Raw genomic sequence first — 25,957 nt, 5'->3', positions numbered from 1 at the left:
CCGCGACGGATCACAGGAAGCCCAGCAGATCGGAGGCCGGAGACACCGACACGCTGCGGCCGAGGAGGTCGTTCCACAGCTCGACGAACTGGGGGAGCGTCTTCGACACGACGCGGACGTCGTCGAGCTCGATGTCGGGCACGGCGAGGCCGATCACCGCGGCGGCGTGCGCCATGCGGTGGTCGCCGTACGTCTTCCACTTGCCGGCGTGGAGCGGTGCGGGCTCGAGGTGGATGCCGTCGGGCAGCTCGGTCGCGCGGCCGCCGAGCCCGTTGATCTCGGCGACGAGGGCCGCGAGACGGTCGGTCTCGTGACCGCGGAGGTGGCCGATGCCGATGAGGGTGCTGGGGCCGGAGGCGAGTGCCGCGAGGGCGACGAGCGCCGGGGCCAGCTCGCCGCCGCGCGAGAGGTCGATGTCGACGCCGGGGAGCGCGCTGCCGCCGACGAGGCCGTCGCCGCCGTCGACGGTGAGCACGTCGCCGTCGCGCGTGACGGTGGCACCCCAGAGCGGGAGCAGCGTCTCGAGGTCGGCGCCGACCTGGGTCGTCTCGGTCGGCCAGTGGCGGATCGAGACGCTGCCGCCGGCGACGAGTGCCGCGATCAGGAAGGGCGCCGCGTTCGACAGGTCGGGCTCGATCGTGACGTCGCGCCCGGCGATCGGCCGCGCGGGCACGACCCACGTGCCGACCTCGGGAGTCTCGACGGTCACGCCGCGCTCGGCCAGGGCGTCGATGGTCATCTCGATGTGGGGGAGGCTCGGGAGTGTCTCCCCGGTGTGGTGGAGGGTCAGCCCGTCGGCGAACCGCGGGGCGGAGAGCAGGAGACCGGACACGAACTGGCTCGAGGAGGAGGCGTCGATGGCGACTGTGGCCGCTGCGACCTCGCCGGTGCCCTGGACCACGAAGGGCAGGGTGCCGCGGCCCTCGTCGCTGACCTCGACGCCGAGGCCGCGGAGCGAGTCGATCGTCGTGCGCATAGGGCGGCGCCGGGCCGCCTCGTCGCCGTCGAACGTGACCGGGCCGGTCGCGAGGCCCGAGAGAGGGGGCAGGAAGCGCATGACAGTTCCGGCGAGGCCGCAGTCGACGGAGACGCCGCCGGTGAACGCGGCGGGGATGATCTCGAGGTCGGGGCCGAACGGCTCGCCGTTCTCGACCTCGGTGATCGAGGTGCCCAGGGCGCGCAGGGCCTCGACCATGAGGGAGGTGTCGCGCGAATGCAGCGGCAGGCGCAGCCGCGACGGCTCGGACGCGAGAGCCGACAGCACCAGCTCGCGGTTGGTCAGCGACTTCGAGCCGGGGAGCGAGAGCGTCGCCCGCACCGGGCCGGTGACCGTGGGCGCGACCCAGAACCCCTCGTCGACGGTCGAGCCGTCTTCGGACTCGCGTGCGCCATCGCCGTAGGGGTTGAACTCGGGACCGGAATACCTGAATACCTGCATCGGTTGTCAAGGGTAATGCAAGCATCGACACGCACCCCGGGAGGTCGCGGCATGGCAACGACCACTTTCGCTGACGCCCCCGTCATGGTCGACCTAGAATTGGCCCTGATGAGCACCTCCGACGGCGCAGCCGCGAATTCCACCCCCACCGCTCCTGCCGAGCGCAGCGTCGACGAGACGCGCGCTCTCTTCGAGGAGCAGGCTCTGCCGTTCATGGACCAGCTGTACGCCGCCGGCATGCGCATGACGCGCAATCCCGCCGATGCCGCCGACCTGGTCCAGGAGACCTACGTCAAGGCGTTCGCGGCGTTCGGCCAGTTCACCCAGGGCACCAACCTGAAGGCCTGGCTGTACCGGATCCTGACGAACACGTTCATCAACACGTACCGCAAGAAGCAGCGCGACCCCTACCAGGGCACCATCGACGAGCTCGAGGACTGGCAGATGGGCGGCGCCACCTCGGCGACTCTGACCACGACGTCGCGCTCGGCCGAGGCCGAGGCCATCGACCACCTGCCCGACAGCGCCGTGAAAGAGGCTCTCCAGAAGGTGCCGGAGGACTTCCGACTGGCCGTGTACCTGGCCGACGTCGAGGGATTCTCGTACCAGGAGATCGCCGACATCATGAAGACGCCGGTCGGCACCGTGATGAGCCGACTGCACCGCGGGCGCCGACTGCTTCGCGATCTGCTGGGCGACTACGCCCGCGACCGCGGCATCGTCGTGCCCGAGAAGACGACCCGTGCATCATCCACGAAGGGGAAGAAGAAATGACCGACTGCGGCTGCGACAAAGCCAAGGCCGAGCTCGAAGAGTACCTGCACAACGAGCTGGCCCGTGACGACGCGAAGGACATCCGCGAGCACATGGACGGCTGCGCCGACTGCTCGAGCGAGTTCCACGTCAACGTCGTCATGACGGAGGCCGTCCAGCGCGCCTGCCGCGAGACGGCACCCGAAGACCTGCGTCTGCAGGTGCTGACGAAGATCAGGGATCTCCAGGCGCACTGACGCTCCTGCGGGTTGCGAAGCGACCGTTCGTCACACCGTGCGCGTGTCCTGTAGCTTCGCTTCATGACCGCCACCGTGGAGCCCCTGGGCGCACCCACCCCTGACGACCTCGACGAAGTGGTCGACCTCATCCGCACCCTGGGCTACTCGCTCGATCGAGACGATCTGTCGTCCCGGCTGGCCCGGCTGACCCCCGAGGCCGGCCACGAGACCTGGGTGGTCCGCGACTCCGCCGGTCGCGTCAGCGCCGTAGCCGGCGCCCATGTCATGTGGGCCTACAACGCCGACCGGCCGACCGCGCAGCTCCTGCTGCTCGTGGTCCGCACCGACGTCCGCCGCGATGGGCTCGGGTCGCAGCTCCTCACCCACTTCGAGGAGTGGGCGCACGGACACGGCGCCCTCGCGCTCTCCGCCGTCTCAGCCGCGGCGACCGACAGCGCGCATCGCTTCTACCAGAAGCGCGGGTACCACGAGAGCGGCACCCGCTACACCAAGCTCGGCTAGCCGACTCGGCGGCGGCGGCCCCCTCGAATATCAGGGGCCGCAGCCGTCGCACCGCCGCCGCGCTCCCGCGTCGTCGCCGCTCGTCAGGCTCCCTGCCGTCTGCGCCGCGGTGTGGTCTTCGTCGACTACAGCGTGAGTGCGCGGCTCACCAGATCGGCGAGCTCCGCGGCGCTGCGCTTGGGCGAGCCCGTCGCCGGCGCCGCCGACGCAGGGCGCGACGCGACCGTGATCGTACGGCCGAGCTTCGGAGCGAGCTCCAGCGCGATGAACGGCCACGCGCCCTGGTTCTCGGGCTCCTCCTGAGCCCAGACGAGCTCGGCGTTCGGATAGGCGTCCAGCACACCGCGCATCTCATCGAGGGGGAGCGGGTAGAGCTGCTCGAGGCGCACCAGGGCGATCTCGTCGCCGCTCTCGCGCTTGTCGAGCTCGGCGAGCAGGTCGTAGTGCACCTTGCCCGAATGCAGCACGACCCGCTTGGTGGCCGACCTGTCGCCGACGCGGGTGCAGTCGAGCACGGGTTCGAACCGGCCGCTCGTGAACGCCTCGACGTCGCTGGTCGCCCCGCGCAGTCGCAGCATCGCCTTCGGGGTGAAGACGACCAGGGGGCGGCGGGGGCGCGCGTAGGCCTGGCGGCGCAGCAGGTGGAAGTGCGACGCCGGCGTCGACGGGCGCGCGATCGTCATGTTGTCCTCGGCGCAGAGCTGCAGGTACCGCTCGATGCGGGCCGACGAGTGGTCGGGGCCCTGGCCCTCGTAGCCGTGCGGCAGCAGGAGCACGACGCTGGAGCGCTGCCCCCACTTCTGCTCGGCGCTCGAGATGAACTCGTCGATGATCGTCTGGGCGCCGTTCGCGAAGTCGCCGAACTGCGCCTCCCAGAGCACGAGGGCGTCGGCGCGCTCGACCGAGTAGCCGTACTCGAATCCCATGGCGGCGTACTCCGAGAGCAGGGAGTCGTAGATCCAGAGCTTCGCCTGGTTGTCGGCGATGTTCTGGAGCGGGATCCACTCCTGGTCGTTCTCGCGGTCGTGCAGCACGGCGTGGCGCTGGACGAAGGTGCCGCGACGGGTGTCCTGGCCGGCCATGCGGACTGGCGTTCCCTCGGTCAGCACGGAGCCCAGGGCGAGGAGCTCGCCGAACGCCCAGTCGATCTGGCCCGAGCGGGTCATCTCGACGCGCTTCTTCAGCAGCTGCGTGAGCTTCGGGTGCACGGTGAATCCGGCCGGAGGGTTGTCGAACGCGTCGCCGATGGCCCGCACCAGGTCGTCGGGGATGGCCGTCGCGAACGACTCGCCGGTGACGCCGGTGTCGTCCTGCTGGGCCTTGGGGCGCTCGAGGTCGGCCACGGCGCTGCCGTCGGTGATGACCGGGATGGAGCCGGTCTGGGCGGCGTGGGTCTCGCCGAACGCGCGCTCGAGGCGGTCCTGGAAGTCGCGGTGCGCGCCCTCGTACTCCTCCTGCGTGATGTCGCCGCGACCGACGAGGGCCTCGGTGTAGAGGGTTCGGACGGACCGCTTCGCCTCGATGAGGCTGTACATGAGCGGCTGGGTCATCGAGGGGTCGTCGCCCTCGTTGTGCCCTCGGCGGCGGTAGCAGATCAGGTCGATCACGACGTCGCGCTTGAACTCCTGGCGGTAGGCGAACGCGAGCTCGGCGACACGGGCGACGGCCTCGGGGTCGTCGCCGTTCACGTGGAAGATCGGCGCCTGGATGGTCTTGGCGACGTCGGTCGAGTAGATCGACGAGCGACCCTCGGAGGGCGACGTCGTGAAGCCCACCTGGTTGTTGATGACGATGTGGATCGTGCCGCCGACGCGGTAGCCGCGCAGCTGCGACATCTGCATCGTCTCGACGACGATTCCCTGGCCGGCCATGGCCGCGTCGCCGTGGACCAGGATCGGGAGCACGGCGAAGGCGAGCGGGGCGCCGCGATCCTGCTTCGCCCGCACGATGCCTTCGAGGACGCCGTCGCCGGCCTCCAGGTGCGACGGGTTGGCGGCGATGTACACGGGGATCGTCTTGCCCGACGCGCTCGTGAACTCGCCCTCGGTGCCGAGGTGGTACTTGACGTCGCCCGAGCCCTGCACGGTCCTGGGGTCTTGCGTGCCCTCGAACTCTCGGAAGATCTGGCCGTAGGTCTTTCCGGCGATGTTGGTCAGGACGTTGAGGCGGCCGCGGTGCGCCATCCCGATCGCGACCTCCTGGAGGCCGGCCGACGCCGCCTCCTGGATGACGGTGTCGAGCAGCGAGATCGCCGACTCGCCGCCCTCGAGGCTGAAGCGCTTCTGCCCGACGTACTTCGTCTGCAGGAAGGTCTCGAACGCCTCGGCTTCGTTGAGCTTGCCCATGATGCGCATCTGCTCGTCGTGGGTCGGCTTCGTGTAGGGCACCTCGACGTGCTGCTGGACCCAGCGGCGCTGCTCGGGGTCCTGGATGTGCATGTACTCGATGCCGATCGTGCGGCAGTACGAGTCGCGCAGGACGCCGAGCACGTCGCGGAGCAGCATCGACGCGCGACCGCCGAAGCCGCCCGTGACGAACTCGCGGTCGAGGTCCCAGAAGGTGAGCCCGTGGCTCTCGATCTCGAGGTCGGGGTGGGTGCGCTGGCGGTACTCGAGCGGGTCGATGTCGGCCATCAGGTGTCCGCGCACGCGGAAGCTGTTGATGAGCTCCTGCACGCGCGCCGTCTTGCCGACGCGTTCGGCGAGGTTGACGTTGATGTCGGGGTTCCACTTGATCGGCGCGTAGGGGATGCGCAGGGCGCGGAAGATCTCGTCGTAGAAGTCCCGCTGGCCGATGAGCATCTCGTGCACGATCTTGAGGAACTCGCCCGATCCGGCGCCCTGGATGACGCGGTGGTCGTAGGTCGACGTGAGGGTGATCGTCTTGCCGATGCCGAGCTCGACGAGCGTCTTCGGCGACGAGCCCTGGAACTCGGCGGGGTACTCGAGCGCGCCGGCGCCGATGATCGCGCCTGCGCCCTTCATCAGGCGGGGCACGCTGTGCACGGTGCCGATGCCGCCCGGATTGGTCAGCGAGATCGTGTTGCCGGCGAAGTCGTCGGCCGTGAGCTTGTTGGCCCGCGCCTTCTTGACGATGTCTTCATAGGCGCTCAGGAACTGGGCGAACGTGAGCGTCTCGGCCTTCTTGATGCCCGGCACCAGCAGTGCGCGCGTGCCGTCGGGCTTCGGGATGTCGATGGCGAGCCCGAGGTTGATGTGCGCCGGCGTCACGACCGACGGCTTGCCGTCGACGACATCGTAGAAGACGTTCTGGCTCGGGAACTCCTTGAGCGCCTGCACCAGCGCCCAGCCGATGAGGTGGGTGAACGAGATCTTGCCGCCGCGGGCGCGCTTGAGGTGGTTGTTGATGACGATGCGGTTGTCGATCATCAGTTTCGCCGGGATCGTGCGGACGCTCGTCGCGGTCGGCACGGTGAGGCTGGCGTCCATGTTGGTCGCGAGGCTCTTCGACATGCCGCGGAGGGGCTGGACCACGTTCTCGGGTTCGGCGGCGGGCTCCTCGCCCTGCGGCTTCTTCGCGGACGACGGAGCGGGCGCGTCGGCGGGAACCGGCTTCTGACGCGGGGCGACCGAGGTGGTGCGGGCCGAGACGACCGGCGAGGTACCCGTGGCCGGCGCCGGTGCGGCCGCGGACACCGGTGCCGATGCGGGTGCGGCCGACGAAGCCGGAGCGGCCGACGCCGCCGGTGCGGCCGCCGCTGCCTCCTCGGGAGCGCTCGGCTGGGCGACCTGGCCCTGCTTGTAGCTCTCCAGGACCGGCCACCACGACTTGTCGACCGAGTTCTTGTCGGCCACCCACTGCTCGTAGAGCTCGTCCACGAGCCACTCGTTGGCTCCCCACACCTCGTCGGCACTGCCTGCGGAAGTACCCTCGTCGGTCGTTCCGGTCACGTGGCTAGACACAGCCGATCGCCCACTCTCCGTTGATTGTTGATCCGTCACGGTCTTGCGACCGGTGCCTGCCAAGACTAATCGCTCGACCTCGGGAGAGTGGGAGGGAAGTGCAGGGAATAGGTTGAGTGTCATGAGGTACTACGAGACGACTCCGACGCACGACCTGACGTACTCCGACGTGTTCCTCGTCCCGAGCCGATCCGGCGTGACCAGCCGTCTCGACGTGTCGCTCGAGACCGGCGACGGGACGGGTCAGACGATCCCCATCGTGTCGGCCAACATGAACTCGGTGACCGGCCCGCGGCTGGCAGCGACGCTGGCCCGCCGGGGCGGCCTGGGCGTGCTGCCGCAGGACATGCACCTGCAGGATCTCGACGCCGCCATCCGCTGGGTCAAGGAGCAGCCCGTCGTGTTCGACACCCCGTACGCGATGGCGCCGGGCGACACGGTCGAGGCCGCGCTGCGCAAGCTGCCGTCGGTCGAGGGCCAGGGCATCGTGCTGCATGAGGCCGACGGCGGCTACGTCGGGTGCATCGCGGCTTCCAGCCTCGCGAAGGCGTCCAGCGACGCAGTCCTCGGCGACCTGCTGCACGGCTCGCTCACCTCGCTCGACGCCGACGACATCGACGGGCCGCGCGCGGCCTTCGACCTGCTGGTGGCGGCCGACCTCGACTTCGCGCCGGTGCTCCACCAGGGGCACGTGATCGGCACGCTCAGCCGCCGCAGCGCGCTCCGCTCGACGCTCTACAGGCCCGCGCTCGACGCGTCGGGGCGCCTCCGCGTCGCGGCGGCCGTCGGCGTCAACGGCGACGTCGCGACGAAGGCCAGGGCCCTGGCCGCGGCCGGAGTCGACGTGCTCGTGCTCGACACCGCCCACGGCCATCAGGAGGCGATGATCGCGGCCCTGAAGGCCGTGTCGGCGCTCGACCTCGGCCTGCCCATCGTGGCCGGCAACGTCGTGACCTCCGAGGCCGTGCGGCACCTGGTCGCGGCCGGTGCCTCGATCATCAAGGTCGGCGTCGGGCCGGGTGCGATGTGCACGACGCGCATGATGACCGCGGTCGGCCGGCCCCAGTTCTCGGCCGTGCTCGAGACGGCCGAGGCCGCGCGGGCGCTGGGCGCCCACGTCTGGGCCGACGGCGGCGTGCGGTATCCGCGCGACGTCGCGCTCGCCCTGGCAGCAGGCGCCTCCAGCGTGATGATCGGCTCGTGGTTCGCCGGCACCATCGAGGCGCCGGGCGAGCTCGTGACCGACGCCGAGGGAAAGGTCTTCAAGGAGAGCTGGGGGATGGCATCGACCAAGGCCGTCCAGGGGCGCTTCGAGAGGCTCGACCCCTACGAGCTGGCTCGCAAGACCCTGTTCGCCGAAGGCATCTCGTCGTCGCGCATCTACCTCGATCCGCTGCGCCCGTCGGTGGAGGACCTCCTCGACATGATCACGTCGGGCGTCCGGTCGTCGTTCACCTACGCGGGTGCGCGCACGCTGCAGGAGTTCGCCGAGAGGGCTCTCGTCGGAATCCAGTCGGCCGCGGGGTACGAAGAAGGAAAGGCGCTGCCCGTCTCGTGGTGAACTCTCGGCTCTCGGGTCCTGGCGCCGGGGCAAGAGGCCGGTAAACTGCTCGGACAATGGACGACCATCATAGACAGCCGCCCTTCCTTCCCCTCTCGACCGGCACCGAGCGGAGGTCGCACTCGTGAACGAGTGGATCCTGCTCGCCATCGGCCTCGTGCTCACCGTCGGCACCGGCCTCTTCGTGGCCAGCGAGTTCTCGCTGGTCAACCTCGACCGCGCTGACCTCGAGGCACGCGAGGCCCGCGGCGAGAAGCGGCTGGGCACGACGATCGGCGCTCTCAAGGTCACGTCGACGCACCTCTCGAGCGCGCAGCTCGGCATCACGCTGACGACGCTGCTCACCGGCTTCACGATGGAGCCGGCGATCTCGACGCTGCTCGAAGACCCGTTCCACCAGTTCGGCGGGCCCGTCGCGATCGTGGACGTCATCGCGCCCATCGTGTCGATCGTCATCGCGACGCTCATCTCGATGCTGATCGGCGAACTGGTCCCGAAGAACTTCGCGCTGGCCCTGCCGCTCAAGACGGCCCAGCTGGTCATGCCCTTCCAGGTCGGCTTCACGATGGTCTTCCGCCCCGCGGTCGCGCTCCTCAACGGCACGGCGAACGCGATCCTGCGCGGCATCGGCATCGAGCCCAAGGAGGAGCTCTCGGGCGCCCGCACGGCCGAGGAGCTGTCGTCGCTGGTCCGGCGTTCGGCGTTCGAGGGCAGCCTCGACCTCGACACGGCGACCCTGCTCGCCCGCACGCTCGTCTTCAGCGAGCACACGGCGTCCGACGTCATGACTCCGCGCCCGCGCCTGAGCAGCGTCTCGCGCACCGACAGCGCCGAGACGGTGCTGGCGCGTGCCCGCAGCACCGGCTACTCGCGCTTCCCTGTGACCGACGACGACATCGACGACATCGTCGGCCTCGTCCACGTCAAGCAGGCCGTCTCCGTGCCGCGTGAGAAGCGCGCCGACGTGCCGGTCAGCGCCCTGCAGACCGAAGCGATCCGGGTTCCCGAGACGATGAAGCTCGACAGCCTGCTGTCCGAGGTCCGCGGCAAGGGGTACCAGATGGCCGTGGTCGTCGACGAGTACGGCGGCACGGCCGGCGTCGTCACGCTCGAAGACCTGATCGAGGAGCTCGTCGGGGAGGTCTCGGACGAGCACGACCGGTCGCGGGTCGACGTCGTGCGCTCGCGGGACTGGCTCACCTTCCCCGGCCTGCTCCGCCCCGACGAGCTGCTCGAGCGCGCCGGCGTCAGGGTGCCCGAGGAGGGCCCCTACGAGACCGTCGGCGGCTGGGTGATGAGCGAGCTCGGCCGGCTTCCGTCCATCGGCGACGCCGTCGAGACGGAGGACGGCCAGTTCCGGGTCGAGCGCCTGGAAGGCCGCCGGATCGACCGCATCCGCTTCACCCCGACGTCCGAGCCCGAGGTCGTGACCGACTCGGTCGCCGCCGAAGACGTGCAGGCCGCGATGGCCGAGCGCACGCTGGAGCGCCGCCGTCACGCCGACTCGCCCAATGCCGACTCGACGAGAGCCGACGCCCCGAAGGAGGCCCGCCGATGAGCGACTGGTGGGGCATCGTCTGGCTCGTCGTGCTGCTGCTCGGCAACGCCTTCTTCGTCGGCGCCGAGTTCGCCGTCATCTCGGCGCGCCGCTCGTCGATCGAGCCGAAGGCCGAGGCGGGCAATCGCGCGGCCAAGACCACTCTCTGGGCCATGGAGCACGCGACTCTCATGCTCGCGACCAGCCAGCTCGGCATCACGGTCTGCTCGCTGCTGATCCTGAACGTCTCCGAGCCGTCGATCCACCACCTGCTCGAGGGGCCGCTGCATCTGACCGGCATCTCGGACGGCGCCGTCGACACCGTCGGCTTCATCATCACGTTGGTGCTGGTGTCGTTCCTGCACGTGGTCTTCGGCGAGATGGTGCCGAAGAACCTCTCGTTCTCGGTGCCCGACCGCGCCGCCCTGCTGCTCGCGCCGCCGCTGGTGTTCGTCGGCCGCATCTTCGGCGTGGTGATCCGCACCCTGAACTGGCTGACCAACCACATCATCCGGGCGTTCGGCGTCGAGCCGAAAGACGAGGCGACGAGCGCGTTCACCGTCGAGGAGGTCCAGACGATCGTCGCGCAGTCGCAGCGGGAGGGCGTCCTCCGTGACACGACCGGAGCTCTGACCGCCGCGTTCGAGTTCACCGAGAAGAAGGTTTCCGACGTGGCCGTGTCGATGGTCGACCTCGTCACGCTGAGCGAGGCCGCCACTCCGGCCGACGTCGAGCGCGCGGTCGCCCAGCGCGGCTTCTCGCGCTACGTGCTCGTCGACGACCTGGGGCAGCCCACCGGCTACCTCCACCTCAAAGACGTTATCGACCTCGACGACGGCGAGTTCTCCGAGCCGGTGCCGCCGAAGCGGATCCGCCAGCTCATCTCGATCTACGAGGGCACCGAGCTCGAGGACGCCCTGGCGACCATGCGTCGCGTCGGCGTGCACGTGGCCCGCTCGTTCGATGCCGAGGGGACCACGCGGGGCGTGCTCTTCTTGGAGGACATCATCGAGGAGCTGATCGGCGAGGTCCAGGACGCCACCCGGAGGAGCTAGTCGACCGAGTGCAGAGAGAATGCCCCCGCGGAGTCTTCCGCGGGGGCATCTTCACGCACTCGGCGGGCGAGGTGTCAGGCGCGGGCCTCGACGAGAGGGCTGCGTTCCTCCGTCACGCCGGACGCCCCGGAGCCTGTCGAAGGGGCCGGCGCGGCGGCGGGACGCTGCTGGGGATGAAAAGGCGCGCGGTGGTACTGCTGCGGGTAGTACGGCAGCTCCTCGCCGAGCTCCGACGCGGCGCGAAGCGCGAAGTGCGGATCGCGCAGGAACTCGCGCCCGACGAAGACGACATCCGACTGGCCCGAGGCGACGATCTGCTCGGCCTGCTCGGCCGTGAGGATGAGCCCGACGGCCCCGGTCTCGACGCCCCCGTCGGCCTTGACCGACGCGGCCAGCGGCACCTGGTAGCCGAGGCCGACCGGGATGACGGCGTTCGCCGCGATTCCGCCTGACGAGATGTCGAAGAGGTCGGCGCCGGCGTCGCGGGCCCAGTCGGCGACGGTCGCGGTCTCGTGCTCGTTCCAGCCGCCCTCGACCCAGTCGGTGGCTGAGAAGCGGACGAGGATCGGGAAGGCCTCGCCGGTGGCGGCCCGGATGCCGCGGACGGCGTCGATCACGATGCGGGCGCGGTTCTCGAGCGATCCGCCGTACTGGTCGGTGCGCGTGTTGCTGAGCGGCGACAGGAACTGGTGCATGAGGTAGCCGTGGGCGGCATGCAGCTCGACGAAGTCGAACCCGGCCTGCTGCGAGCGGACGGCGGCGGCGACGAAGGCGTCGACGACGCCCTGCACCTCGTCGGCACTGAGCTCGCGGGGCACGTCGTAGCCGTCGAACGCGATGGCGGACGGCCCGACGACGGGCCAGCCGTGCTCGGCCTCCGAGAGGGTGCCGTTCTGCGGCTCCCAGGTGCGCGGAGTCGACGCCTTGCGGCCGGCGTGGGCGAGCTGCACGCCGATGGCGGAGCCCTGCGAGTGCACGAAGTCGACGATGGGGCGGTACGCCTCGCGCTGCTCGTCGTTCCAGATGCCCAGGTCCTGCGGCGAGATGCGGCCCTCCGGGACGACGGCGGCGGCCTCGGTGACGATCGCGCCGGCACCGCCGCGCGCGAAGGAGCCCAGGTGGACGAGGTGCCAGGTCGACGGCATGCCGTCGAAGTTCTCGGCCGAGTACTGGCACATCGCCGGTACCCAGAGACGGTTGCGGAAGGTGGTGCCACGGAGGGTGATGGGGGCGAAGAGTTCGGATGCCATACGGAAGTCAACCGCCCGCCCGCGGGATCATTCCGCCTGGAGGGCCACCAGGAACTCGCGCAGGGCCGGCGGGGTGGTGAACACGTGGCCGGTGATGCCGAGTTCCTGCGCCCCGTCGATGTTGACCGCCTTGTTGTCGATGAAGACCATCTGCTCGGGCGTGATGCCGAGCTCGTCGAGGACGGTCCGGTAGATCGACGCGCTCGGCTTGAGGTCGTGCATCTCGGCGCTGACGAAGACGCGGTCGAAGAGCGTGCCGACGGGCGAGAACCGCAGGGGCGAGCCGAAGTCGAAGCCGGCGTTCGAGAGCACGCAGACAGGCGTGCCGCCGTCGCGGAGCTCTTCGATGATGTCGATGGTGCCGGGCTCGGGGCTGATCCAGGCGGGGAAGTCGAGGGCCCAGAGCTCGTGGATGCGCGACAGGCTCCACTCCGTGCCGGTCGCGCGGGCGAGTGCCCGCCAGTACTCGACGACGGACATCTCGCCCGAGTCGAGGGCGTCGCGGTTGGCGTCGTAGGCGGCCCAGAACGGCTCCGGCTCGACGTCGGCGAGTGCGACGATGGCCTCGCGGACGGACGCGTGAGGCGTCTTCGAGATCACCTCGCCGTAGTCGAAGACGACGGTGCGGCCGGGGAGGGAGATGCTCATGCAGTCCACGCTAGCGGGGCGCGCCTATCGTGGGCGGGTGACCCCGTATCAGGACTGGACCCCCGCCGACGCCGCCGATTGGATCGCCGTGCCGCAGGCCGACGACGACAAGTACAGCCGGGGGGTGCTCGGAGTCGTGACCGGCTCGGACCAGTATCCGGGCGCCGCGGTGCTCGGCGTCGAGGCGGCGCTGCACACGGGTGTCGGCATGCTGCGCTACCTCGGGCCGTCGCGAGCGTCGGACTTCGTGCTGCATCGCCGGCCGGAGTCGGTGACCAGCGCCGGGCGCGTGCAGGCGTGGCTGCTCGGGTCGGGCATCGACCCGTCGACCGCCGACGGCCTGACCCGGTCGCGGTTCGCCGAGGCCGCCGCGTCAGGGCTGCCGCTCGTGCTCGACGCCGGCGCGCTGGCGGTCCGGGCCGAGGCCACGGGGCCGATGGTGGTGACGCCGCACTTTCGCGAGCTCTCCAAGGCGTCGGGCATGGACCTCGACGCGGTCCGCGACGATCCCGCGACCGCCGCCGCGCGCACCGCCGACGAGTGGGGCGCGACCGTCCTGCTCAAGGGGCACCGCACCTACGTGGCCGCGCCCGGGGGAGTGCGCCTCGTCGCCTCGAGCGCGCCCGCGTGGCTGGCGACGGCCGGGGCGGGCGACGCGCTCGGCGGAATCCTCGGCGCGCTCGTGGCGACGCACCACGACGAGATCGCCGCCGACGAGTCGGCGCTGGCGCGGCTGGCTGCCACCGCCAGCGTCGTGCACGGGCTGGCGGCGTCGCGCGCATCGGGCGGCGGACCCCTCACCGTTCTCGGGCTGGTGGACGCGCTGCCGGCGACGATCGCGGAGCTGCTCCGCCGCTAGCTGGCAGGCGCCGCCTTCAGCAGGAACTCCACCGACCCCGTCTTCTCGACGGTGACGAACCCGAGGCTCGGCGCCGTGACGTCGTAGTCCGAGAACGTGATCGGCACCGACCCGCTCACCTCGGCGCCGGAGCCCGACAGGGCGGCCTCCATCGGCACCGACACGGTCTTCGTGACGCCATGCAGTGTGAGCGCCCCGGTCGCCGTGAACGTGGCGACCTCGCCCGACGACAGGTCGCCGGTGTCGACCGGCGTGGTCAGCGCGAACGTGGCGTCGGGGTGGATGTCGGTCTCGAGCGCCGACGTGCGGAAGTACTCGTCGCGACTGCCGGAGTCGGTCGCGATCGTGCCGGCCTCGACGGTGATCTGCGCCTTCGTGATCGAGTCGGAGTCGAAGGTGACGGTGCCGCTCACGTCGCTCGTCTTGCCGACGACCGTCACGTCCGTGCCCCTGAGGACCTCCTTGACGCGGTAGCCGGCAGTGCTGCCCGAGCCGATCGTCCAGGCGCCGGTGAGGTCGGAGCCCGCGAGGTCGGAGCTCCCCGGTGTCACCGACACGGTCGGCGCGGCCTCCGGCTCGCCCACGATCACGTCTCGGTAGAACGCGGGGCCGGCGATCGCGGCGACGGTGGCGACGACGACGACAGCCGCGCCGACGCCGATCAGGACTTTGCTTCGAGTTCTCACGGGATCTCCTCTGGGGGGTCGGGTGTCCCTGAACGATGACGTGTCACCCTAGGCATGGCCTGAGAAACTCCCGGGCGCCCGCTGGCACGGGCCGGTTCGCTACCCTCGGGGCATGGCCCGACACCGCTCTCCCCTCGGCCTCGCGGCCCTGTGGATCGGCTTCGTCGCCGTCCACCTCTGGCTCTCGTACGCCGTCCTGAACGGTCCGCACACGCCACTCAACGATGTGAGCACCGTCTACCGCGACTGGATGCTCGACGGCGCGCGCGGGCTCGGCTGGGTGGGGCTCGACGTCGCCTGGGTCTATCCGCCCGCCGCGCTGGCGCCGATGCTGCTGTCGGCCTCATTCGGCTTCGCTCACTACTCGGGCACCTGGCTCGTCCTCGTGGCGGCGCTCGATGCGGTCGCTCTCGCGGTCGTCGCCCGGCGCTCGCCGGCAGCCGGCGCATGGTGGCTCGTGTTCCTGGTCGCGCTCGGCCCGATCGCCGTCGGCCGCATCGACAGCATCACCGTTCCGCTCGCCATCGTCGCGCTCCTGATCGCGGCCCGGCGTCCGGCCGTGGCAAGCGCCCTGCTCGCCCTCGCCACCTGGATCAAGGTCTGGCCGTTCGGCCTCGTCGCAGCCGTCCTGATCGCCGGTCGCCGCCGTCTCGTCGTGCTCATCTCGGCGGCCGCCACCAGCGTCGTCGTGGTGCTCGCGGCCCTCCTCGCCGGCGGGACCGCCACCGGAATCTTCGGCTTCGTCGCCAAGCAGACCGGCCGCGGCCTGCAGCTCGAGGCGCCCGTCACGACGATCTGGCTGTGGCTCGAGGCCTCGGGGGTGCCCGGCGTGCGCACCTACTTCGACCACGAGATCATCACCTACCAGGTCGCAGGAACGGGCACCTCCCTCGCGGCCGCCCTCATGACGCCGCTGATGGTCGTCGTGCTGGCCGGCGTCGCCGGGCTCGGCCTCGTGGCCGCTCGTCGCGGCGCCGATCCCGCCCGCCTGCTGGCGCCGCTCTCGCTCGCGCTGGCGACGGCGTTCATCGTCACCAACAAGGTCGGCTCGCCGCAGTACGAGACGTGGCTGGCCGCGCCCGTGCTGCTGGGGCTCGTGGTGGTGGGGCGCGAGTTCCTGCGGCCGGCGATCCTGACGGTGGTCGTCGCGGCGCTGACCCAGGTCGTCTACCCGTGGCAGTACGACGCGCTGGTCTTCGCGCTGCCGTGGATGGTGGTCGTGATCACGCTGCGGAACCTGCTGCTCGTCGTGCTCCTCGCGGATGCCCTGCGGCGGGTCTGGCTGGCCGGGCGCGCCGTGCCGTCGTGCGTGGTGCCGGGTCGAGCGCCGGTGTCGGGGGTCGGTGCCAGGATGGACGCATGATCGTCGCATTCAGCGTCTCCCCGTCCGGTGGCTCCGCCTCGTCTGGCGCGCCCGCGTCGGGCTCCCAGCCCGACTCGGTGCACAGCGCCGTGGCCGCCGCCGTGAAGGTCGTGCGCGACTCGGGGCTGCCCAACCGCACGTCGTCGATGTTCACCGAGATCGAGGGGGAGTGGGACGAAGTGATGGCCGTGGTCAAGGCCGCCACCGAGGCCGTGGCGCCGTTCGGACGCCGGGTGTCGCTCGTGCTGAAGGCGGACATCCGCCCGGGGCACACCGGCGAGCTCGACGGCAAGGTCGAACGGCTCGAGGCGGCGCTCGACACGCTCTGACGTGCCCGCTGGAGGCCCGCGGGCTACCCCGACCGGCGTGGGCGTGACCCGCGTCGGCATGGGGCGGCCCTACGATTGCAGGGGAGCCTCACCTGCTCCATCCTGCGACTCGACGAAGAGCCGTCACCTCTCTTCTCGTAGAAACGGCAGCCGCTCGTGTCCCAGATCACCACGCCCACGATCTCGTCGCGCCGTCGGCGGATCGCCCTGATCTCTCTGGCGCTGGGCGGGTTCTCGATCGGGTCGACGGAGTTCGTCGCGATGGGGCTGCTGCCGAACATCGCGCGTGACCTCCTGCCGACCGTGTACCAGGCGTCGGTCGACAACGCGACGGCGCAGGCCGGAATCCTGATCAGCGCCTACGCGCTCGGCGTGGTGGTCGGCGCCCCGACGATCGCCGCCACGACGTCGCACATGCCGCGCAAGAAGCTCCTGCTCATCCTGCTCACGGCGTTCGTCGTCGGCACGGTCGCGTCGGCGGTGCTGCCGAGCTTCGGGCTGGTTGTGCTCGCCAGGTTCGCCGCCGGGTTACCGCACGGCGCCTACTTCGGCATCGCGTCGCTGGCGGCCGCCGAGCTGATGGGGCCGGGCAACCGCGGCAAGGGCGTCGCGTTCGTCCTCGCCGGCCTCACGATCTCGAACATCGTCGGCGTGCCTCTCATCACGGCGCTCGGCCAGGCAGCCGGGTGGCGCGCCGCCTACGCCGTCGTCGCGGCGCTGTTCGCCTTGACCTTCCTCGCGGTGGCACTGGCGCTGCCGAAGACGCCGGCGCCGCACGGGGCGTCGATCAGGCGCGAGCTGAGCGCGTTCCGGCAGCCGCAGCTCTGGCTCGTCATGGGCGTCGGGGCGATCGGCTTCGGCGGCTTCTTCGCCGTCTATAGCTACGTGGCGACGGCCGTGACCGAGGGCGCCCATCAGCCCGAGTCGGTCGTGCCGCTCGTGCTCGTCGGGGTCGGCGTGGGCATGACGATCGGCAACCTGCTCGGCGGCTGGGGCGCCGACAAGAACCTCCGGCGCACCATCTACATCGGCTTCGCCGGCTTGATGCTCTCGCTCGTCGGCTACGCCGTGACGTCGCACCACCTGGTCGGCATCTTCGTCTTCGCCTTCACGCTCGGGCTCACGAGCTCGGTGATCAGCCCGGCCATCCAGACCCGCCTGATGGAGGTCGCCGGCGACTCACAGGTCATCGCGGCGGCGCTCAACCACTCCGCGTTCAACCTCGGCAACTCGCTCGGCGCGTACCTGGGTGGCGTCGTCATCGCCGCCGGGCTCGGGGCCGGGGCTCCGGCGTGGGTGGGGCTGGGACTCGCTGTGCTGGGCCTGATCCTCGTGACGGTGAGCTTCGCGACCGAGCGGCACGGCAGGGCGCGCAAGGCGCTGACGGGCCCGACGCCGGAGACGCAGCCGATCCCGGTCGGCGGGCTCTGAGCCTGGGGCGTCCAGCGAGGGGCTAGGCCCCGCCGTATCGGCACGTTCCCTCGTGCGCGACGGCGGGGCCGTGCCGATTCGGCGGGGAGCTGTGCCGGTCAGGTGGGGCTGTGCCGGTCAGGTGGGGCTGTGCCGGTCAGGTGGGGCTGTGCCGGTCAGGTGGAGCTGTGCCGGTAAGGCGGAGCTGTGCCGGACAGGCGGGGCTGTGCCGGTCAGGTGGAGCTGTGCCGGTAAGGCGGAGCTGTGCCGGTCAGGCGGGGCTGTGCCGGTGCGGCGAGGGCGCGCCGGGTCGGCGGAGCGGGCGGCGGGCGGGCAGTTCCTGCGCCCGGGGGGTTAACGGCCGAGAGCGCAGGAGCGGCCGGGCGAACCCGACCACTGCTGCACTCTCGGCGACGCGGCTAGAAGCCCGACGGAGCGGCGTCGTCGGTCTGGAGCAGGATGCCGTCCTGGATGGCGCGCTTCCGCAGGGCGACCTTGGTGCCCACGTCGAAGCCGGCGACGCGGTACTTCTCGCGGATGCGCTTGAGGTACGACTTGGCGGTCTCCTCGGAGATGCCGAGCTGGTAGGCGACGGCCTTGACGGGCTCGCCACCGCCGTAGAGGGCCATGACGCGGCGCTCCTGGGCGGAGAGCTTCGGCACTCCGCCGACCTCGGCCGCATTGAGGGCCAGATCGAGCTCGGCCGAGATGTACGACTCGCCGACGGACGCATTGCGGATCGCCTCGACGATCATCTCGGCGTCTTCGCTCTTGACCAGGTAGCCGAGCGCGCCGGCGGCCAGCGCCTCGCGCACGACGTTCGGCTCGGAGTACGTGCTCATCAGCACCGTCTTCACGCCCGCCGTCTTCAGCGTCGAGATCTTCAGCGAGATCGGCAGGTTGTCTTTGAGGTCGAGGTCGAGCAGGACCACGTCGACGGGGAACTCGGGGTGCGTGAGCAGCTCGGGCCACGAGGCGACGGCGCACACCATGCTGATGTCGTCGGCGGCGCTGCGGATCCACTCGCTGAGCGCGCCGAGGAGCATCTTGTGATCGTCGACGAGGGCGAGGCGGATGCGTCCTTCGGAGTCAGGCACTGGTTTCTCTCTTTCGATGAGCTTCGATGAGCCGCTGGGTTTCGATGAGCCGCTGCTGGGAGGAGCTCAGGCGACCGGCGACAGCGGAGATGGGGCTTATGTTAGGCGTCTGCGGGGTTCTCGACCGAACAGCGGATGGCGAGCCGCAGACTGCCCTGGTGGGTGGAGGTCTGGAAGTCGCCGACTCGCTCGAGGGCGTTCCAGGTGGCGGGCACGACGCGGTTGCGTCGGATGCCGGTCGACGTGACGTCGATCGGCACCTCGATGGTGCGACCCGCCATCGACGCGATGGTCGTCGGAGTCTGGATGGGGCCGAGCGTCAGCGTGATGCTCGTGCCGGCGGCGCGGGTGCGGCGATCTCCCAGAAGGAGCCACACGGCCTGCAGGAGGCCGTCGCGCTGCTCGGGGGTGAGGAGGCCCGCGAGCGACGACGGGTCGGCGAGCTTGACGGCGCGGCCGAGGTACTCCGACTCGGTGACGGCGTGGTAGAGCCAGGTCTCGCGGCGGCCCTCGATGAGATGCAGGCGGAGCTCGGTGGCGAGCGTCGACGCCGTGGAGGCCACGTGCGGCTCGAGCGGCAGAGCGATCTCGCCGATGGCGACGCCGTCGAGGAGCTTCTCGGCGGCGAGGTCGAGGCGGGCCAGCTCGTCGCTGGCGAGCATGCCGACGGCGAAGCGGGGTTGGGTGACCGTCGACTGGACGAGGACGCGGTCGAGCTCGATCTGGATCATGCGGCGGAACCGCTGCACGGCGTAGATGGCGATCGACGGCGGCAGGATCGCGATCGCGACGACCGTTACCTGCTGCGGGAAGGTGATGCGGCCGATCGGCGTCGTCAGGACGACCGCGGCGACGAGCAGGACGAACAGGGCGGCGGTGGCGATGACGAGCTCGCGAGCCGGACGGAGCGTGACCAGCGGCAGGAGGCCGAACCCGACGGCGACGCTGGCGGTGGCGTACGCGCCCACGTTGTGGAGCTTCCAGATGGCGACGAAATCGAGGATCACGACGACGAGCAGGGCCGCGCAGATGATCACCATGACGGGGCCGGTGAGGCGCTCGCCCTGGATGGCGACCAGGGTGACGCTGCCGATGAAGGCGGCGAGGTAGATGAGCCAGGCGACGATCGCGGGGGCGGCGACCGGGTACTGGGAGAGGTGCACCAGGAAGAAGATGAGTCCGTAGATCGCCTGGACGGCGGCGACGGCGGCAGCGCCCATGCCGAGGTAGCCGGTGCCGAGGGTCGCTCCGGCCTGCTGGGCCTGGCGGAGCGAGCGGGCTCCGGTGGACGACGTGGGGAGGCCCCGCGGTGCGCGACGGTGTCGGGGGACGCCGAGTGTGTTCTCGTCGATGCTCATCGGGTGACCCCCTTCCGGGAGGGACTGTCGTCCGTCACCGGAGATTCGTTAGAAGAAAGCTCAGTTCTCATCGCGGTGCCTCGAGCACGACGGTGGTGCCGGCACCCGGCGCGGAGAAGAGGCGGGCGGTTCCGCCGACCTCGCGGAGGCGGTTGACCACGCTCTCCTTGAAACCCAGGCGCTCTTCCGACACGCCCTCGAGGTCGAAGCCGACGCCGGCGTCGGTGACCATGGCGCGGACCATCTCGTTGTCGTGGATGATCGTGACGTGCGCCTCGGCGACCCCGGCGTGCCGGCGGACGTTCTCGAGGCACTCGGCGAGGGCGAGCAGGAACGCGTCGAGCACGTTGGTGGGGAGCAGGACCTGGCCGGTGCCGTGCCAGCTGACCTCGAGGCCCATCCGGCCGAAGCGCTGCTTGACCGACTCGAGAGTCTGTCCGAGGGGGCTCTCCTCGGACGTGTTGAGGTTGTAGTCGCCGGAGGCCTGCGGCTGGGGCGTCGAGCCGAGACGGAGGTGGCGCAGCAGCCGGGCGTCCTCGGCGGCCTGGGCCTGAAGTGCGGCGGGCGTGACGCCGAACCCGGAGTGCGCGAGGAGGGTGAGGGTGGCCAGCACGGTGTCGTGGAGGAGGCGGGCGCCCTGGCGTCGCTGGGCCTCGGTCTCGCTGGCCTGGCGCTCGGCGCGGTGCGCGTTGCCGATCGAGTAGATGCGGCGGGCGGCCCGGGGGACGCTGTTGCCGATCCAGAAGCCGGCGACGAAGCAGAGCACCCAGCCGAGCAGGACGGCGGCGACCTGCACCGAGAGGACGGAGTGGGTGCCGACGACGACCTCGGCGACGACCAGGACGGCGGCGACCGCCCCGAGCACGACGCGGCGGGTGGACGACGAGAGCAGGAGGGCGAACGAGGCGACCGCGCCGCCGACCAGCGGGATGACCGCCGTCGCGAGGGGACCGTCGATGCCGCCGGGGATCAGGGCGACGCCGCCGGCGGCGAGGCCCGCGGCCATTCCGAGGATGACCCACAGCAGATTGCGGGAACGGCCGACCATGATGAGGAAGACGACCATGGCGGCGGAGCAGAGGGCGATCAGCGCGAGCCGCGGGTAGTCGATGACGCCGGGGTAGCTCAACGCCACGAGCGACACCACGGTGCACGCGATTCCTAGGAACCGGGTCGTGGTTCGGAGGAGCCGATCACGCTCCTGGGCGAAGAGATCCATTCGAGTCCAACGGTCATGGTGGGAAGCGGCCTGCGGGGGCGCCTAGACACATCGTTCCACAAGTTGTCCCCCGAGGCGGGGCACGGCGCGCAGTCCTGTGGGCCTCTGCGCTCAAGCGAGACGGGTGTCCGTGCGGGATCCGGATGGTTCCCGAGCGAGTCTCATTGTGGCCTGTGCGGCGTCATCCTTCAAGCAAGGCTCGAAGGTGTGTCCCGACGAGCTCGTTCTCGATGAGGAATCCGTCGTGCCCGAACTCGCTGGGCAGGATCACGGCGTCTGTCGCCGCCGTCTGCCGCAGGCCCGCCGCGATGAGCTCCTGGTCGTGCGGCGGGAAGAGGCGGTCGGTGTCGATCCCCAGCACGAGCGACGTCGCGGTGACCCGGGCGAGGGCGGCCGTCACGCCCCCGCGGTCGCGACCCAGGTCGTGCGAGTTCATGGCGCGCGCGAGCGTCACGTAGCTGTTCGCGTCGAAGCGCCTCGTGAACTTGTTGCCGTGGAAGTCCAGGTAGCTGGACACGGCGAACCGACCCTGCCCGACCAGGGGGGAGAGGTCGCTCTGCCAGCCGCGCCCGAAGCGCTTGTTGAGCTCATCGGGCGAGCGGTAGTTGAGGAGCGCCATGCGGCGGGCCAGGGCCAGACCCCGATACGGGCCCTCGCCTTCGGGCGACTCGTAGTAGTCGCCGCCGGCGAAGCCCGGATCCATGTGGATGGCCTCGACCTGCACCGTGTTGAGAGCGATCTGGTCGGCGCTCGAGAACGCCGTGGTCGAGAGGACGCCCAGACGCTCGACGCGGTCGGGCGAGCCCACGGCCCACTCGAGGGCGTGCATGCCGCCCATGGAGCCGCCGATGACGGCCTTCCAGCGGTCGATCCCGAGGGCATCCGAGAAGGCGACCTGAGCCGCGACCTGGTCGCGGATGGTCAGGCGCGGGAAGCGCGAGCCCCATTCGACGCCGTCGGGGGCGAGCGACGAGGGGCCGGTCGAGCCCTGGCAGCCGCCGAGCATGTTGGGCGCGACGACGAACCAGCGGTCGGTGTCGATGGCGAGACCCGGGCCGACGACGCCGGGCCACCAGCCGGCCGTGGTGTGGCCCAGGGAGGCGGGCCCGGTGAGGTGGCTGTCGCCGGTGAGGGCGTGCAGCACGAGCACGACGTTGGAGTCGTCGGCGGCGCGCGTGCCGAACGTCTCGTACGCGATGCGCGGACGGGGGAGCACCTCGCCGGTCTCGAGGAGCAGGTCGTCGATCGACTCGAACCGGCGGTCGCCGACCGGGTCGCCGTCGCGCCAGGCCCCGGTGACCGGAGGCTTGCCCAGCATCGTCCGGCGGGTGCGCTCGGTGACGACGCTCGACGGGACCGTGTCTTCGGGTGTCGTCTGCCAGTCCATTTGACTCCAGCATGTCAACAAAGAGCGGCGGCTGCCGGAACATTACGTCCGGGAGCCGCCGCTTCGGGGTGGATCGTCAGTTGCTCTTGAGGAGGCCCGCCGTCACGTCGGCGGCCGCCGCGAAGCCCGCCGCCAGGTCGGCCTTGAGATCGGCGACGTTCTCGAGCCCGATGGAGAGCCTGACGAGGCCGGGAGTGACTCCGGTCGTGAGCTGCTGCTCGGGGGTGAGCTGCGAGTGCGTCGTCGATGCCGGGTGGATCACGAGCGAGCGCACGTCGCCGATGTTGGCCAGGTGGCTGAACAGCGACAGGCCGTCGACGAGCGCCTTGCCCGCGTCGACGCCGCCCTTGAGCTCGAAGCTCAGCACGGCTCCGACGCCCTTGGGAGCGTACTTGTTGGCGGCGGCGTACCAGGGGCTGGTGGGGAGGCCGGCATAGAAGACGTTGGCGACGTCGTCGCGGGCGTCGAGCCACTCGGCGATCTCCTGGGCGTTCTGCACGTGGCGCTCGATGCGGAGGCTCAGAGTCTCGATGCCCTGGATCAATGCGAAGGCGGTGTCGGCCGAGTTCGACGAGCCGAGGTCGCGGAGCAGCTGCACGCGCGCCTTGATGATGTACGCGAGCGAGTCGCCCACTGCTGTCGTGTAGCTGGCGCCGTGGTACGAGGGATCCGGGACGGTGAGCTCCGGGAACTTCTCGACGTTCTTCGACCACTCGAACTTTCCGCCGTCGACGATGAGACCGCCGATGACCGTGCCGTGGCCGCCGAGGAACTTCGTCGCCGAGTGCACGACGATGTCGGCGCCGTGCTCGAACGGGCGGATCAGGTAGGGCGTCGCGATCGTGTTGTCGACGATCAGCGGCACGCCGGCCTCGTGGGCGACGCTCGACACCAGCGAGATGTCGAGGATGTTGATCTTCGGGTTGCCGATCGTCTCGGCGAAGAACAGCTTCGTGTTCGGGCGCACGGCGCGGTGCCACTCGTCGGCGTCGTCCTGGTTCTCGACGAACGTGGTCTCGATGCCGAGCTTCGCGAGCGTGTACTTGAACAGGTTGTAGGTGCCGCCGTAGATCGACGACGACGAGACGATGTGGTCGCCCGCCTGGGCGATGTTCAGGATCGCGAGGGTCTCGGCCGCCTGGCCCGACGAGACGAGCAGCGCGCCGGAGCCGCCCTCGAGCGTCGCGATGCGCTGCTCCACGACGTCGTGGGTGGGGTTCATGATGCGCGAGTAGATGTTGCCGAACTCGGCGAGCGCGAACAGGTTCTTCGCCTGCTCGGCGCTCTCGAACACGTACGAGGTCGTCTTGTAGATCGGCGTCGCGCGAGCGTGCGTCGTGGGGTCGGGCTGGGCGCCCGCGTGGATCTGCTGGGTCTCGAACTGCCAGTCGCTCATGATGCTCTCCTGAAGTCGTGCGGGTGTCTGACGGGCCCGTCGACGGTGATCGGACCCCGGTTGAGGCCGAGCCTAGGAGCGCGGGCCTCTGGCCGGCAACGGAGCGGACACGCGGCGTAACCTCGGCCCGCGGGCACGCTCATCGCAGCGGGGATCGTCTCCCTCGACGGCTTCATCGTCGACGCCGGCGGCACGATGCACGCGCGGTGCGCCGCGAGCGCCGGCGGCTGCCTGCCCGCCGCGAGCAGTAGCGTTGCAGGGACGCACGCAACCTAGGGAAGGCGCACACGCATGGCGAAGAGAGCACTGGTCACCGGAGCGAGCTCGGGCATCGGAGAGGCCACCGTGCGCCTGTTCCGCTCTCACGGCTGGGACGTCCTCGCCGTCGCCCGCCGCGAGGACCGCCTCGCGGCGCTCGCCGACGAGACCGGCGCCACCTGGTTCCGCGCCGACGTCACCAGCGACGACGACATGGCCGCGCTGCGCGCGCACGTCGAGTCCACCGGACCGCTGCACGCCCTCGTGAACAACGCCGGCGGCGCCTTCGGCCTCGACAGCGTCGAGACGGGCTCGATCGACGACTGGCAGCGGATGTTCGACGTCAACGTGCTCGGCACCAAGCGCGCGCTCAGCGCCCTGCTCCCGTCGCTCCGCCGCGGCGCCGACGAGGCGGGCTCGGGCGACATCGTCACAATCACCTCGATCGCCGGGCACATCGCCTACGAGAACGGCGGCGGCTACAACGCCGCGAAGTTCGCCCAGCACGCCGTCGTCGCGGCGCTCCGCCTCGAGCTCAACGGCGAGCCCCTCCGGGTCATCGAGATCGCCCCCGGCATGGTCAAGACCGACTTCTCGCTCGTGCGCTTCGCCGGCGACCAGGAACGCGCCGACGCCGTCTACGCCGGCGTCGAAGCTCCGCTCACCGCCGACGACATCGCCGAGGCCGTTGTGCACGCCGTCGAGCTGCCGCCGCACGTCAACCTCGACCTCGTCACCGTCAAGCCCGTCGCGCAGGCGCAGCCCTACAAGCTCGCGCGCGGTCCGCTCTCCACCCGCTGAGCCGGGACCGCGCAGGGAGCCGCTAGCCGATCGAGACGAAGTCCGAGACGGTGTCGCGCGGCAGCACGTCGGCGGTCGCCATGACCTCCATCTCGAGCAGCTTCACCCAGCCGCCCGACGACGACAGGAACGCGGTGTCGGACGCGTCGCGCCCCGTGGCGATCCGCACCAGGCTCTGCCGGGGAGCCAGCCCCGTCGCGTCGATCGCGTACCAGACGCCGTCGACCAAGGCCTCCGCGACCGCGTGGAAGTCCATCGGCCACAGCCCCGGCGCGTAGACCGACACCAGCCTGGCCGGCACGTCCCGCGCTCGCAGCAGGGCCACCACGAGGTGCGCGTAGTCGCGGCACACGCCCCGACGGTCGAGGAACGTCTGCACCGCGCCGTCCGTCGGCGAGCTCGACCCCGGCACGTACGACAGGTGCCCGTTGACCCACGTCCCGATGGCCGACACGAGCTGCTGCCCCCGCAGCCCGCCGAACTCGCTCTTCGCCATCGGGAAGAGCGTGTCGGACTCGCAGTACCGGCTCGGCCGCAGGTACTGGATCGTGTCGAGCGCCCCCAGCTCGATCGGCTCCGTGCGCCCCGACACCTCGACGCGGTACTCCATCTCGAGGACGCCCGGCTGCATCGTCGCCACCTGGAGCCGCGTGCCCCGATCGTCGACGACCTCGCGCACCGGCACGTCGACCCCACCCTGCCGCACCGACAGCGACTCGACGACCGACTGCCCCTCGGCGGCGGCGACGGACAGCACCAGCTCCGCGGGCTCGGTCGCTGACAGGACGAGCCGGGACGATGCGTTGCGCTTCATCGAACGAGCATCCCACGCCCCGGGGGATCCCCGTCGCCGCCATCCCGACGACGT

The 25,957-nt window shown here is 70.6% G+C and carries 22 protein-coding genes; 11 read left to right on the top strand and 11 right to left on the bottom strand.

Annotation, left to right across the window (positions count from 1 at the left end; translation table 11 throughout):
• Positions 1–10: 10 nt before the first annotated feature.
• Complete coding sequence (gene aroA / locus AC3CBB_RS07155; RefSeq protein WP_488626487.1) at positions 11–1,438, bottom strand: 3-phosphoshikimate 1-carboxyvinyltransferase; 1,428 nt, start codon at positions 1,436–1,438, stop codon at positions 11–13.
• A 51-nt stretch (positions 1,439–1,489) separates the two neighbouring features.
• Between aroA and AC3CBB_RS07150 the strand changes: the two genes are divergently transcribed.
• The 3 genes from AC3CBB_RS07150 (at position 1,490) to AC3CBB_RS07140 (ending at position 2,952) form a co-directional block, all read left to right on the top strand.
• The gene (locus AC3CBB_RS07150) at positions 1,490–2,212 is read left to right on the top strand and encodes a sigma-70 family RNA polymerase sigma factor (protein ID WP_123504898.1); all 723 of its coding nucleotides are present in this window, start codon (positions 1,490–1,492) and stop codon (positions 2,210–2,212) included.
• On the top strand, positions 2,209–2,448 hold the full coding sequence (locus AC3CBB_RS07145; RefSeq protein WP_123504897.1) for a zf-HC2 domain-containing protein: 240 nt from the start codon (positions 2,209–2,211) through the stop codon (positions 2,446–2,448). The genes AC3CBB_RS07150 and AC3CBB_RS07145 overlap by 4 nt, the downstream gene beginning before the upstream one ends.
• Before the next feature lie 63 nt (positions 2,449–2,511).
• Positions 2,512–2,952: a GNAT family N-acetyltransferase gene (locus tag AC3CBB_RS07140; protein ID WP_488626486.1), complete on the top strand. Its 441-nt coding sequence runs from the start codon at positions 2,512–2,514 to the stop codon at positions 2,950–2,952.
• A 125-nt stretch (positions 2,953–3,077) separates the two neighbouring features.
• Here the strand turns inward: AC3CBB_RS07140 and AC3CBB_RS07135 are convergent, their stop codons facing one another.
• Positions 3,078–6,875 (bottom strand): multifunctional oxoglutarate decarboxylase/oxoglutarate dehydrogenase thiamine pyrophosphate-binding subunit/dihydrolipoyllysine-residue succinyltransferase subunit, encoded by a 3,798-nt coding sequence (locus AC3CBB_RS07135; RefSeq protein ID WP_488626485.1) that lies wholly within the window; start codon positions 6,873–6,875, stop codon positions 3,078–3,080.
• Between the two features lie 121 nt (positions 6,876–6,996).
• Between AC3CBB_RS07135 and guaB1 the strand changes: the two genes are divergently transcribed.
• From guaB1 to AC3CBB_RS07120, 3 genes are all read left to right on the top strand, one after another.
• The gene (gene guaB1 / locus AC3CBB_RS07130; protein ID WP_488626484.1) at positions 6,997–8,436 is read left to right on the top strand and encodes a GMP reductase; all 1,440 of its coding nucleotides are present in this window, start codon (positions 6,997–6,999) and stop codon (positions 8,434–8,436) included.
• A gap of 124 nt (positions 8,437–8,560) precedes the next feature.
• Positions 8,561–9,994 carry a hemolysin family protein gene (locus AC3CBB_RS07125; RefSeq protein ID WP_488626483.1) on the top strand — a complete coding sequence of 478 codons (1,434 nt, stop codon included), beginning with the start codon at positions 8,561–8,563 and terminating at the stop codon, positions 9,992–9,994.
• On the top strand, positions 9,991–11,028 hold the full coding sequence (locus tag AC3CBB_RS07120) for a hemolysin family protein (RefSeq protein WP_123504892.1): 1,038 nt from the start codon (positions 9,991–9,993) through the stop codon (positions 11,026–11,028). Before AC3CBB_RS07125 ends, AC3CBB_RS07120 begins: the two co-directional genes overlap by 4 nt.
• 74 nt (positions 11,029–11,102) lie before the next feature.
• On the opposite strand, the gene AC3CBB_RS07115 is transcribed toward AC3CBB_RS07120, so the two are convergent.
• Positions 11,103–12,278: an NADH:flavin oxidoreductase/NADH oxidase gene (locus tag AC3CBB_RS07115; RefSeq protein WP_488626482.1), complete on the bottom strand. Its 1,176-nt coding sequence runs from the start codon at positions 12,276–12,278 to the stop codon at positions 11,103–11,105.
• A gap of 27 nt (positions 12,279–12,305) precedes the next feature.
• The gene (locus tag AC3CBB_RS07110; protein WP_488626481.1) at positions 12,306–12,926 is read right to left on the bottom strand and encodes an HAD family hydrolase; all 621 of its coding nucleotides are present in this window, start codon (positions 12,924–12,926) and stop codon (positions 12,306–12,308) included.
• A gap of 37 nt (positions 12,927–12,963) precedes the next feature.
• Between AC3CBB_RS07110 and AC3CBB_RS07105 the strand changes: the two genes are divergently transcribed.
• Complete coding sequence (locus AC3CBB_RS07105; protein ID WP_488626480.1) at positions 12,964–13,785, top strand: ADP-dependent NAD(P)H-hydrate dehydratase; 822 nt, start codon at positions 12,964–12,966, stop codon at positions 13,783–13,785.
• On the opposite strand, the gene AC3CBB_RS07100 is transcribed toward AC3CBB_RS07105, so the two are convergent.
• Entirely contained in the window at positions 13,782–14,471 is a 690-nt protein-coding gene (locus AC3CBB_RS07100) for a YceI family protein (protein ID WP_488626479.1), read from the bottom strand. The two genes, AC3CBB_RS07105 and AC3CBB_RS07100, sit on opposite strands and share 4 nt — an antisense overlap.
• A 112-nt stretch (positions 14,472–14,583) precedes the next feature.
• Here AC3CBB_RS07100 and AC3CBB_RS07095 point away from each other — a divergent pair, with 112 nt between their 5' ends.
• The 3 genes from AC3CBB_RS07095 (at position 14,584) to AC3CBB_RS07085 (ending at position 17,594) form a co-directional block, all read left to right on the top strand.
• A complete protein-coding gene (locus AC3CBB_RS07095) occupies positions 14,584–15,834 on the top strand; it encodes a glycosyltransferase 87 family protein (RefSeq protein ID WP_488626478.1) in 1,251 nt (416 codons plus the stop codon).
• Positions 15,831–16,163 carry a thiamine-binding protein gene (locus tag AC3CBB_RS07090; protein WP_488626477.1) on the top strand — a complete coding sequence of 111 codons (333 nt, stop codon included), beginning with the start codon at positions 15,831–15,833 and terminating at the stop codon, positions 16,161–16,163. Before AC3CBB_RS07095 ends, AC3CBB_RS07090 begins: the two co-directional genes overlap by 4 nt.
• Positions 16,164–16,319: 156 nt before the next feature.
• The gene (locus AC3CBB_RS07085) at positions 16,320–17,594 is read left to right on the top strand and encodes an MFS transporter (protein WP_488626476.1); all 1,275 of its coding nucleotides are present in this window, start codon (positions 16,320–16,322) and stop codon (positions 17,592–17,594) included.
• A gap of 398 nt (positions 17,595–17,992) precedes the next feature.
• Here the strand turns inward: AC3CBB_RS07085 and AC3CBB_RS07080 are convergent, their stop codons facing one another.
• The 5 genes from AC3CBB_RS07080 to AC3CBB_RS07060 form a co-directional block, all read right to left on the bottom strand.
• Positions 17,993–18,670 carry a response regulator transcription factor gene (locus AC3CBB_RS07080; protein ID WP_255410931.1) on the bottom strand — a complete coding sequence of 226 codons (678 nt, stop codon included), beginning with the start codon at positions 18,668–18,670 and terminating at the stop codon, positions 17,993–17,995.
• 101 nt (positions 18,671–18,771) lie between these two features.
• The gene (locus tag AC3CBB_RS07075) at positions 18,772–20,028 is read right to left on the bottom strand and encodes a hypothetical protein (RefSeq protein WP_488626475.1); all 1,257 of its coding nucleotides are present in this window, start codon (positions 20,026–20,028) and stop codon (positions 18,772–18,774) included.
• Between the two features lie 67 nt (positions 20,029–20,095).
• Positions 20,096–21,175: a sensor histidine kinase gene (locus AC3CBB_RS07070; protein ID WP_488626474.1), complete on the bottom strand. Its 1,080-nt coding sequence runs from the start codon at positions 21,173–21,175 to the stop codon at positions 20,096–20,098.
• 253 nt (positions 21,176–21,428) lie between these two features.
• The gene (metX, locus tag AC3CBB_RS07065) at positions 21,429–22,634 is read right to left on the bottom strand and encodes a homoserine O-acetyltransferase MetX (RefSeq protein ID WP_123504884.1); all 1,206 of its coding nucleotides are present in this window, start codon (positions 22,632–22,634) and stop codon (positions 21,429–21,431) included.
• 76 nt (positions 22,635–22,710) lie between these two features.
• Positions 22,711–24,030: a bifunctional o-acetylhomoserine/o-acetylserine sulfhydrylase gene (locus tag AC3CBB_RS07060; protein WP_123504883.1), complete on the bottom strand. Its 1,320-nt coding sequence runs from the start codon at positions 24,028–24,030 to the stop codon at positions 22,711–22,713.
• A gap of 291 nt (positions 24,031–24,321) precedes the next feature.
• Here AC3CBB_RS07060 and AC3CBB_RS07055 point away from each other — a divergent pair, with 291 nt between their 5' ends.
• Positions 24,322–25,089: an SDR family oxidoreductase gene (locus AC3CBB_RS07055; RefSeq protein WP_488626473.1), complete on the top strand. Its 768-nt coding sequence runs from the start codon at positions 24,322–24,324 to the stop codon at positions 25,087–25,089.
• 22 nt (positions 25,090–25,111) lie between these two features.
• On the opposite strand, the gene AC3CBB_RS07050 is transcribed toward AC3CBB_RS07055, so the two are convergent.
• A complete protein-coding gene (locus tag AC3CBB_RS07050) occupies positions 25,112–25,903 on the bottom strand; it encodes a transglutaminase-like domain-containing protein (protein ID WP_123504881.1) in 792 nt (263 codons plus the stop codon).
• Between the last annotated feature and the right edge of the window lie 54 nt (positions 25,904–25,957).

The sequence above is a fragment of the Frondihabitans sp. OV104 genome (assembly GCF_057787745.1).
The sequence above is the reverse complement of the archived record's forward strand: the minus strand, read 5'-3'. Positions and strand labels throughout refer to the sequence as shown.